Genomic DNA, 10015 nt, shown 5'->3' with positions numbered 1-10015 from the left:
CCCCAACGGATTGGGCTATGATATGGCATAGCTATATTATAGCTGTGGTTATGCAGCGTTATTCTTTCCTACTCTACCATTCATCAAATTCATGATACTTTATCTCTTTCCCCTTGAGAGACTGCTCATATGCTTTGATTTCCTTGTATGTCTCCTCAACGATACCTTTTGTTTCATACCAGATATCATCTGCTGGATAGTAACAAATTCCATTTGTTAATTCAGTTAAAATCGCGCTGGTTAGTGACGCAAACCTTAACTCAAAGCTATCACCTGCGTGCCAAACGAAGGTAATAACCTTATCAAAATTTTTAAGCTTATCTTCAATTGCAGGGCTTGCAAATGGAATTTCTGTTGTTTTTTTACCTATTAACTTGTCAATAAAGCTAAGCTTTGGTTTCAGCTTTTCCTTCTCCTCTTGCAAATTAAAGTCGTCAATGTAGAGTTCAAACCCACTTATCAATTCCTTATCATTGAGAACTTCAAGGGGAGGATTTTTTAATCGAAATTTGAATGGAAGAAAGCCTGTCTGGTTCTCAAAGGAAAAGTCGGGATGTACTTCAACAACCATTTCATAGTCATTTAGCCTTTTGACAATTTGAGGTATTATGTCGTCCGATAAGTCTTTTGTATAGACGTTTATATCTAAACTCATATTTAATTTTTTATTATAAATGCCGCATAACGGATTAGCACATAAAACGAGCGAGGTATACCGAAGCTTGGCTTATGTGCAGGGTTATATCATGTACTTTTTCAGTTTTTCTCCGGTTCTTTTATTGCCATTTTCTTTAAGCCACCAATATTCAGGTATAGCGTGATGAATACGAGGATAGCTAAAGCAATTAAAGTATAAACCCCTATATCCAAGGATTTATCAATCATTCTTGTGATACCTGTTATAGTTCCCAAAGCAAGTGGGGAACACGATAATGTCAATAGGATAAATAGTTTCTCTTTATTAATCCTGATTTTAAGGAAATCTTTCAGAATCCAAGTAATAAGATTACTGATAGACATTGTGGCGATATTATACCCTATACCCCAGAAGGTAAAGCCAATAATTATAATAAGAAGAAAGCCTGCTTTACCAATGTCACTTCCTGCTTCTGGGGGAATGATATTAGATATAATCCCAAACCCGATGAAGAACCCTAAGATGATAGCAGCCTTAAAGGTAGATACCTTCTGTTTTAGCTTATTATTTAATTCTTCAAGTTGTTTCATTTCTCTTTGTATGAGATATAACGGTTCGTGTAAGCGGTGACTAGGCTAACAGCCGAAGGTACCGCTTACACCATGTTAGCCTCCGTAATTTTTATTATAATCCCATCAACTATACAATTCCATCAACCCAATTATAATAGGAACAATTAAGTTTAATGGCACCAGAAACTCACTAAGCGCTGTATCCCTTCTCACAAAGAAGCTTAAACTGGGAATAAGTAATAATACAGGAATTAATGGAAATAGATTATAAAGACTAGAGAAAGCAACCCTAGTAACTTCATCGTTAACCTTGAACCCGTATAGTCTATTTAACATAGTTGTTTTCACAACAGTCACTGTATCACCTCTATTGGTTTTTGTAAAAACTAATCCATCTACACTTATTTTCTTTCCTTCAATTGTCAGGAAATAATTGTAGGGATGGGCTGATGAACTTCTGGTTCTACTGCTTTCTATCCTTGTATCTGTTACTCGTATATTTTCTTGTTTCTTTGGCAGATAGAAGTCAGCCATCAATGTTAAACCAGCGATAACACAAGTTCCACAGTAAAGTAGATACAGAATTCTTTTAGGATTCATGTTTATTATCAAGGCTAACGGACTTGGCCATAAGGCGGCGTAGCTGGCTTATGGGTGTGGTTATGAAATGTCATTTTCTACTTGAAAAGATCTCACACTCAATCTTTAAATCACCATTAGTAGCTGACAAAGGCTCAAACTTAAAAAAGCAGGTGTCACTATACCAATCAAGCCTTTCAAAGTAAATATTGAAGTCTCCGTTTATTGTGTCAGAACGATAATATGAAGAATCACTCCATCCAAACTTCAGTATTCCTTGTCCATTTAAAGAACCAGTCATTCTTAATTCCATTGAATTAGGATGAATTGCCTGTTTATCAATTACAATAAAAGTTTCTTTTGCTCTGTCATCTAACTTCATATTAATTGTTCTTGAAGTTACCCAAAAACTATTATCAATTGATAGTAAGACGTATATGAAACCACCTATCATTATGACTACAACTATAGCACTTACTATACCTGCAATTTTTAGTAGGTTTCTATTCATTCTTATTTTTCATAACGGACTTGGCCATAAGGCGGCGTAGCTGGCTTATGGGTGTGGTTGTGTGCTGCCGGTTTTACTCGACTTTTAATTTTCTCAACATCTTTACGAATTCTTTTAAGTGACTCACCAGACTTTCATAGGTCATTTTCTTTACGTCACTTACTTTTAAAGAAGTCGCTATCCCATCTCCGTCATACTCAAACCTTACATGCCTGAATGATTGCTGAATGGAATCAATGTCTTTATCGTCCCACGTATCCAAATGGTCATAGTTTGTCTTTGCTATTACTCGAAGTCTACCGTTTTCAACTTCACAAATCATGTGGTAATTGTCAAACTGTCCCACAATAATTAGTTTAGACATGAACCATTTGCTTTCCTTTTCGGACAAGTTTTCTTTAAATCCATTTTTCAATAGCTCACCCATCGGAATGCTATTAAAAAACTCCTTGGTTCTTCGATATTCAATGTAGCTCTGTATTGTCTCTATTGTTATTGAAAATGTCGGCAGGATTAACAAAGTTGTGGCGATTCCAATAATGAAGTCAGCACTGTTATAGCAATTTCCGCTATCACAGTTGTTATAGGTCCAAATGCAAAACGCGGTCGTAAGGATTATTGCTGTCCAAACGAAAGTCCTAATTAACTTGTCTTTATTTAGTAAGATATAACCTGTCATTGATTGTTCAGATTGACCTAAGCTGGTTGCACACAACGGCCGCGTGCTTAAGATGCCGCAGCGTGAGCGAGGTAACTTAAGCATTGTGTTGTACTTTGTAGTTCTTAATAGATTCCTGTTGTTTTAGTACCCCAGCCTTTGTCAAGTTCTTTGCAGAACTCAATAGAGTGAGGCTTTAACTTCCTTGTGAACCTTTCTATTGGAAAGTCTCTTTCACCGTCACTATTGGTAATGTTTTCCAAAAATTCATACTTAGCCGCCCAGCGCACTTTTTCATTTCCTTCAACCAACATCTGTTCTGCAAAGTCAGCAAGCTTGTTTACGTCTTCATCTGTTCCACCTTTTATTTTATCAAAGGCAAATGAAGAGAATTGCGCCATTTCTAGGCCAAATTCATACTCGTCATCTTTCCAGAAATTTCTATGTTCTTCAAGCTTTGCCTTAAAATCAGGAAAGAGCTTCAGCATAATTTCTATACTATCATGTTCACTTATCATTCCTGTTTTCCATAATTTCTATAAAGTACAACGGTCTCGCCTAATAAGGTGTGCAAGGCGCAGCCGAAGCATAACTTATAGGCTTGGTTGGGGGTTGTTTTTCTTTAATGATTAGATTCTACCTTGATTAATTTATTCCAGAAAGTAGGTACACGCTCTAAATACTTTATTCCCAAATTCTCTCTTAATTCTATAAATTCCTGATAATAGTAATCATGAATTTTGGCTAAAACTTTTTCATTATGGCCAACAATCAAAATAGTATAGCCATTTTTAAAGGTGTCTTTGAATCCTTTGATGTCCTGTCTGATGATTTTCCTTTTCCGCTTTGTAAATACATTCACAATTTCAATTGATGAATCTGTGATTGTAATTTGGTTTATCTCGGTCAATATTTTATTCCAGATAAATAGGAGGCCAAGTGAAATTACCACTCCGACCAAAATGACTGTTCGGACTTCTTGACCCGTAGTTATAGCCTTTATGAGAAGTCCAACAGCTAATGCAAGCATAAAAAGCCCAAGAGCTACTATAAAGCCCGTCTGCCCAAACAATTTAAATTTTGATTTGTACATCATTATTATTTACTCTTAATTCAAAATACCCCCCAACGGATTGGGCTATGATATGGCATAGCTATATTATAGCTGTGGTTATGCAGCGTTATTCTTTCCTACTCTACCATTCATCAAATTCATGATACTTTATCTCTTTCCCCTTGAGAGACTGCTCATATGCTTTGATTTCCTTGTATGTCTCCTCAACGATACCTTTTGTTTCATACCAGATATCATCTGCTGGATAGTAACAAATTCCATTTGTTAATTCAGTTAAAATCGCGCTGGTTAGTGACGCAAACCTTAACTCAAAGCTATCACCTGCGTGCCAAACGAAGGTAATAACCTTATCAAAATTTTTAAGCTTATCTTCAATTGCAGGGCTTGCAAATGGAATTTCTGTTGTTTTTTTACCTATTAACTTGTCAATAAAGCTAAGCTTTGGTTTCAGCTTTTCCTTCTCCTCTTGCAAATTAAAGTCGTCAATGTAGAGTTCAAACCCACTTATCAATTCCTTATCATTGAGAACTTCAAGGGGAGGATTTTTTAATCGAAATTTGAATGGAAGAAAGCCTGTCTGGTTCTCAAAGGAAAAGTCGGGATGTACTTCAACAACCATTTCATAGTCATTTAGCCTTTTGACAATTTGAGGTATTATGTCGTCCGATAAGTCTTTTGTATAGACGTTTATATCTAAACTCATATTTAATTTTTTATTATAAATGCCGCATAACGGTCTCGCCTAATAAGGTGTGCAAGGCGCAGCCGCAGCATAACTTATAGGCTTGGTTGTACAAAGTAATTTTACCTATTTCTGTGGGATTCTAATTCTTCTTTTCTTATTTCAAGCAATGCGGCTTTTGAAAAGTATTCCCATTGTTTAATACTTCTATTATAGACAAGTCTAGCTTCAGGTACATAACCCATTGTCCCACCACAACCAAAAGCATAGTTAATGTTCTTTGTTATTAATCTGCCTTCGTGAATTTTAAGAACCCTTTTTACTGTGACACTCCAGTTATTAATGATAATGTCCATTGTGTCGGGACTAATTTCTTTTAAGGTTATTTTATTTAATGTCCCGCTTTTACCTTTTGTTCTTTCTATTTTTTTGATTCCTTCTCGTTCAGTAACAGGGAAAAGTATAAAGTTTGGGTATTTTACCCTCAAGCCTTCTGGCAAACTGTCGTTTAATATTAAGTGTTCCCGATTTGTTTGGTTGAAAAAAGTTTGTGAGTAGTAATCACTGATTGCTGATTCATAAAAGCTCAATAATTCTTTCCTGGTGAGCTCTTGCCCAAAGCCAAACTGACCAAGTGTCGTTAAAACTGCTATGAGAAAAGCTTTTTTCATATTTCTTATTTTGTACAACGATTAGTCCAGATGGTGTTTCGTTGGAGGTTCGCTGTGCTCAGCAAATTTCCTCCAATGGCATCTGGACAGTGTTGGTCGAGGTTGTTTTCCCTTTTTTCTCCCGGTACTGTGTGTTTTTTATTTAGGGAAAACAGCCTTTCTGGTTGGGTTATTTTCTCCGCTTATATTCCCTTCTAAGTGGCGCTTTAGCCGGAGGCAATGCCGTTAATGCTCTATTGGCGACGTTGCAGAAGGCGTCAGGCCCGGGGCTGGCCACCATCCAAAGAAAGACTAATTCAATCATTGGCCTCTCTATTGCCGGGCAACACTCTGAAAAAGAGCCACCTGGCCGAAGTCAGCCCCTTGACTTTGTCAATTCCCAACGCTAACTTCGCCCCACCAAAGTCTTGCCTGGACGCCCCCGTCCGAAAGCGCTGGCTTTCTCCCGGCACCGCCGAAGCAAGACTTCAGGCCCAAATTCCATTTATGCCTTTGGCTCTTTTCCTGATCGTTGCCCGCTTTAGTGGCCTTTGATGCCGCCCAGCCCCTAAAAAGCCTGAAAGACACGCCACTTTTGAAATCTGAAAATAATCCCAATCACGGCCAACTATAGTATATACGACAACATACGCTTATCTGCACTATGTGCGCAGTTGCTGCAGCGCGCATTCGCGCTCATTTGCTTGCTGAATCTGTTACTTGTGGCTGTGGTGCGCATGAGTCTATATCGTTAAGCTAATATAGGTGATTGCTAGAGATTATCCAACGGACTGACAATTTTATCCAGCGCATGGGTGGTGATGTGGGTATAGATCTCGGTGGTCTTGCTGCTCCGATGTCCCAGTAGCACCTGGATATACCTTAAATCTGTTCCCTGCTCCAGCAGGTGCGTGGCAAACGAATGGCGCAGGGTATGTGGCGTGGCAGGTGCTTTCACGCCCGCCTTCTCCTTACTGGCCCGGAACACGCTGCGAATGCTCTCCACCGTGTACTGCCCGCCCGTCTGCCCCTCAAAGAGCCACACCTTGGGCCTGTACTGTTTGTAATAAGCACGCAGGCTTTCCAGCAGCTTTTGGGAGAGCAGCGTGGTGCGGTCTTTCTTGCCTTTGCCCCCACGGATCAGCAGCAGGTTGCGCTCTGACTGCACGTCTGTCAGCTTCAGGTTGATCACTTCGCCAATGCGGAGGCCTCCTGCGTATAGCAGCTGCAGCATGCAGCGGTGCTTGAGGTTCTCGGTCACGGAGAGGATTTTGAGCACGTCCTGCTTGCTCAGGACCTGGGGCAGCCGCTCGGGCTTTTCGGGCCGCTCCACCTGGCCCAGCTGCACCTCGTGCCGCAGCAGCACGCGCTGGTAGTAGAATTTCACCGCGTTGATCGACTGGTTCACAAACGACACGGAATAGGTGCCGGCCTGCACCATCTGGCGGTGGTAGTGGTTGATCGCCTCTTCTGAAAAGGCATGTATGCCCTCCAGCCCGCTGTCCTTGTGCGCGTTCAGAAAGCGCAGGAGCAGGCTGTGGTAAGTGCGGATGGTACTGAGACTGTAATTCAGCAGAAACAGCTTCTCCACGTAGGGAAGCGGGCAGGCAATATAGCCGTCGCCCTTCCGGTAGCATTGTTCCCAGAGCCGGGCCTGCAGGGCCATGTCCTTCACCTGCATGGTCTGCGCCAGCCACACCTGGGCTACTCGCTCTACCTCGGTTAGCAGCGTGTGCAGACTGCTGCTTTCGGTGCGGATGACAAAGAACTGCATGTCGTGCAGCCACCTGGCCACTTTGCTTTGCTTCAGGCAGGAATAGATCTCCTGGTTGTATTGGTAGCTGAGTTGTACATACGGCCTGCCCTGGTGTTCCAGGGGCTGCAGGCGCACGACGGGACGTGCAGGCACCTTTTCCAGTGGTTCTGCCACATGCCTGTCCTGTTGCAGGATAACGGCTCCTTCCGCCGGACGCAGGCGCCTGGGCCGGAACAGGTACCTTGTGTCCACCTTGGCCAGCCCCTGGAAGTGCTGGTGCGTCATCTCAATGGCCTGGCTGCTGCGGTGCATCACAAAGCACTTGTAGGTTTTGCTGTACTTGATCCAGCCAGCCTCCTTCAGTCGTTTGGAGAGGAAGGGGTTGGGCTTGTGCCAGATACGAATATAAGCCCTGCCTGCGTGCTCCAGCGGGTTCAGGTACAGAATAGGTTTTTGATCGGGATAAGCCATGGAAAAGGAGACAGTTACTGAATGCAAAAGTAAAACCTTTCTAAACCGTAGCCGTGTTATTACGCGAGTATACACGGATATACGCGAGTACAAACGCGGGTAAGTTATGAGCCAAGCCAGAACATGCACTCAGTGCGGAACAGCCATCGTGGGCAGAAGCGATAAGCGCTACTGCTCTGACTCCTGCAGACACCTGGCCAACAATATGGTCAAGGTACAGAACCAACACGAACGCAGGATTCTCCAAATCAATGCTGCATTAAGAAAGAACCGCAGCATTCTCAAACAGTTCAGTCCGCAGGGTAAGATCACCCTCCCTCGCCAGTACCTGGAGCTGGCAGGCTTTGATTTCCGCTACCTGACACAGGTTTACCGCACCCAGAAGGGAAACACTTACCATCTCTGCTATGACTATGGATATATGCTCCTGCCTGAGGAGAAGGTGCTGATCGTGAACTGGCAGCCCTACATGGAGAAGTAAGGAAAATATTAGTTAATACCTGAGTTACACAGTTCTGTTGGATGTTTTGTTGGAGCTAGGTAATGAAAAGAGAAAAAAATATTAACTTTGTTTTTCGACTTGACAGTGATAAACTATAAGCGAATTTATCCTGTCCCCCAATTGTACCTAATCAGTCGCATACACCAACTAAAACACTGTATTTCAACACCTTGCATGTGCTTATTACTTTCTGCATCGGAAAGTAACAACCACAAGTAGCGTCATACCTACTTATTCACAAAGAACCCTGTAAATAATAAGTTTACAGGGTTTTTTGTTCTCGACACCGAATAACCTGAGTAATAGGAATGCTATTTGTAGAAAAGAATAAGAGCTTTCTGAGATAATAAAACTAGCCAAAACGAAGTACTTAGTCTCCACTCCTGTCCATACCGTCAGTCTCGTCTTTCTTTTTGGATGTATCGCGTTTGGCTTTTTTTGCTTCTGCTTTAAGGCGCTCCAGGTATTCTTTCCTTTCCTGAAATTCTTTTTGGCGTTGCTTCTTCTGTTGGTTTTCTGCCCTGGTGCTCATAATCTAATGCAATTATTGTTTAGCTAATAAGTGTAAGTGTATACATTATACCCTTAATTTTTATTTCAGATAGTTATTGTAGGTACATCTTCTCTTGCAAGAATATTTATTTCATTAAATACACCCGCCTAAACTATCGCATAAAAGGGGTTGCCTCTCAGAAGTAAGTCTATTTAACCCTTAAACAGGGCAGCCGGAACACAAGCTTCCTCCACTATTTGCTGCGCTTCCAGCAGGGCGTCCGCATAGGGCTGATACAACACTCGTTCAGGCAATTCTCCGGGCTCTTCCTCCGCGTCCCAAAGTCCTGCCCGGTGCCAGGGAGAAAGATGGTCCCAGTCGGGTCGGTCGATGATGGGGTACAGACAGATTCCCCACAAAGGTATACCTGCCTGTAAAACGGCGGCGCACTCTTCTGCGACAAATCGGATCCAGTGCGGACGGTCTATGCCCGGGTGGCTTGTTTCTGTCAGAGCGATGGGTTTTTGGTAACGGGCATAGGCCATTTGCAGCAGATTCCGCAAAGGCTGCCACCGCTCATCCTGGTGCTCGTTCACCCAGCTCAGTTGTGCGTGTGTACCGAGTTCCCACTGGTTGCTGTAATAGTAGTTGAGCCCCAGTATATCGAGGTACTCCGGCCTGCCACCCAGTTCCGGGCAAATACGACCGCACAGCATATCCACCGCCTGATACTGGTGCTCATGTGCCAGCTGTGCCTCGGCCTGCAATTCTGGCGAGCAATCGTGTGGAGCTACGATGTTCACCAGTGGCTCTGTAGTCAGTATCCGCACGTTTGGATCGGTTTCACGCATGGCCGCTACCCCCTCTATGTATGCCCGCATCAAAGCATACTTCACCTCCCAACCCTGTTTGGTGCAGTACGGCGACGTGCCCCGTACATCTCCCCCAAGCCAGGCGATAAAACTCACCTCGTTGATAGGCGTGACCACCAGGGGGCCCTCCGGGAAATGAGTGCGATAAAACTGCACAAACGCACGGCACATGGCGGCAAATCGTCTGGCAAACATGGGGTGCAGTGGTGTCAGATCATCCGGATACCCAAAATGGCAGAGGTCCCATACCTGCTGTATGCCCAAGGCCCTGCCCTGCTTCAGCATGGTGCTAACGGTGGTCCAATCGTACTGGTAAGGCGCTTTCTCCACCTGGCTCCACCGTATACCTTCACGCACGGTTCTGATATCAAAGGGAGCCAGATTTCTGTAGTCCTGCCTGAGCAGCGCGAGGTGGCCCGTCAGGGTAAGGAAGTCTACCCGGTTACCAAAGGCATTGAGTTTATCGGTGCACTCAAAACCAGCCATCCAAAAAGATTGAAAAGGACTATCCTCTAAGATTGAGTTTTCTGCCATAAGCCAAGGAAATAAGTTCTGCC

The 10015-nt window shown here is 43.0% G+C and carries 13 protein-coding genes; 1 reads left to right on the top strand and 12 read right to left on the bottom strand.

Translation table 11 applies throughout. The features are described from left to right. Window positions 1-73: 73 nt before the first annotated feature. The 10 genes from C8E01_RS13570 to C8E01_RS13520 form a co-directional block, all read right to left on the bottom strand. Window positions 74-655 carry a hypothetical protein gene (locus tag C8E01_RS13570; RefSeq protein WP_116543974.1) on the bottom strand — a complete coding sequence of 194 codons (582 nt, stop codon included), beginning with the start codon at window positions 653-655 and terminating at the stop codon, window positions 74-76. A 101-nt stretch (window positions 656-756) separates the two neighbouring features. Next, entirely contained in the window at window positions 757-1227 is a 471-nt protein-coding gene (locus tag C8E01_RS13565; RefSeq protein ID WP_116543980.1) for a hypothetical protein, read from the bottom strand. Between the two features lie 105 nt (window positions 1228-1332). Next, the gene (locus tag C8E01_RS13560) at window positions 1333-1809 is read right to left on the bottom strand and encodes a hypothetical protein (protein ID WP_133242769.1); all 477 of its coding nucleotides are present in this window, start codon (window positions 1807-1809) and stop codon (window positions 1333-1335) included. A 70-nt stretch (window positions 1810-1879) separates the two neighbouring features. Further along, a complete protein-coding gene (locus C8E01_RS13555) occupies window positions 1880-2299 on the bottom strand; it encodes a hypothetical protein (RefSeq protein WP_116543978.1) in 420 nt (139 codons plus the stop codon). Window positions 2300-2372: 73 nt separating this feature from the next. Next, window positions 2373-2819, bottom strand: coding sequence for a hypothetical protein (locus C8E01_RS13550; protein ID WP_133242768.1), 447 nt, complete (start codon window positions 2817-2819; stop codon window positions 2373-2375). A gap of 263 nt (window positions 2820-3082) precedes the next feature. Next, window positions 3083-3445, bottom strand: coding sequence for a DUF7674 family protein (locus C8E01_RS13545; RefSeq protein ID WP_133242767.1), 363 nt, complete (start codon window positions 3443-3445; stop codon window positions 3083-3085). A gap of 134 nt (window positions 3446-3579) precedes the next feature. Continuing rightward, window positions 3580-4053: a hypothetical protein gene (locus C8E01_RS13540; protein WP_116543975.1), complete on the bottom strand. Its 474-nt coding sequence runs from the start codon at window positions 4051-4053 to the stop codon at window positions 3580-3582. Between the two features lie 100 nt (window positions 4054-4153). After that, complete coding sequence (locus C8E01_RS13535) at window positions 4154-4735, bottom strand: hypothetical protein (protein ID WP_116543974.1); 582 nt, start codon at window positions 4733-4735, stop codon at window positions 4154-4156. 101 nt (window positions 4736-4836) lie between these two features. Then, a complete protein-coding gene (locus C8E01_RS13530) occupies window positions 4837-5385 on the bottom strand; it encodes a hypothetical protein (protein WP_116543973.1) in 549 nt (182 codons plus the stop codon). A 751-nt stretch (window positions 5386-6136) separates the two neighbouring features. Next, the gene (locus C8E01_RS13520) at window positions 6137-7591 is read right to left on the bottom strand and encodes a tyrosine-type recombinase/integrase (RefSeq protein ID WP_243409571.1); all 1455 of its coding nucleotides are present in this window, start codon (window positions 7589-7591) and stop codon (window positions 6137-6139) included. 106 nt (window positions 7592-7697) lie between these two features. On the opposite strand from C8E01_RS13520, the gene C8E01_RS13515 reads away from it, so the two are divergent. After that, on the top strand, window positions 7698-8072 hold the full coding sequence (locus C8E01_RS13515; RefSeq protein WP_116543971.1) for a hypothetical protein: 375 nt from the start codon (window positions 7698-7700) through the stop codon (window positions 8070-8072). A gap of 391 nt (window positions 8073-8463) precedes the next feature. Here C8E01_RS13515 and C8E01_RS21680 read toward each other — a convergent pair whose 3' ends face one another. Both C8E01_RS21680 and C8E01_RS13510 read right to left on the bottom strand, forming a co-directional pair. Next, window positions 8464-8625, bottom strand: a complete 162-nt coding sequence (locus C8E01_RS21680) for a hypothetical protein (RefSeq protein WP_165820638.1) — start codon at window positions 8623-8625, stop codon at window positions 8464-8466. Window positions 8626-8798: 173 nt separating this feature from the next. Beyond that, window positions 8799-9992 (bottom strand): glycoside hydrolase family 1 protein, encoded by a 1194-nt coding sequence (locus C8E01_RS13510; RefSeq protein WP_116543970.1) that lies wholly within the window; start codon window positions 9990-9992, stop codon window positions 8799-8801. Window positions 9993-10015 lie beyond the last annotated feature (23 nt).

It is taken from the genome of Pontibacter virosus (assembly GCF_003096355.1).
GTDB classification, from domain to species: Bacteria; Bacteroidota; Bacteroidia; order Cytophagales; family Hymenobacteraceae; genus Pontibacter; species Pontibacter virosus.
This window is presented reverse-complemented; position numbering and strand designations above follow the sequence as displayed.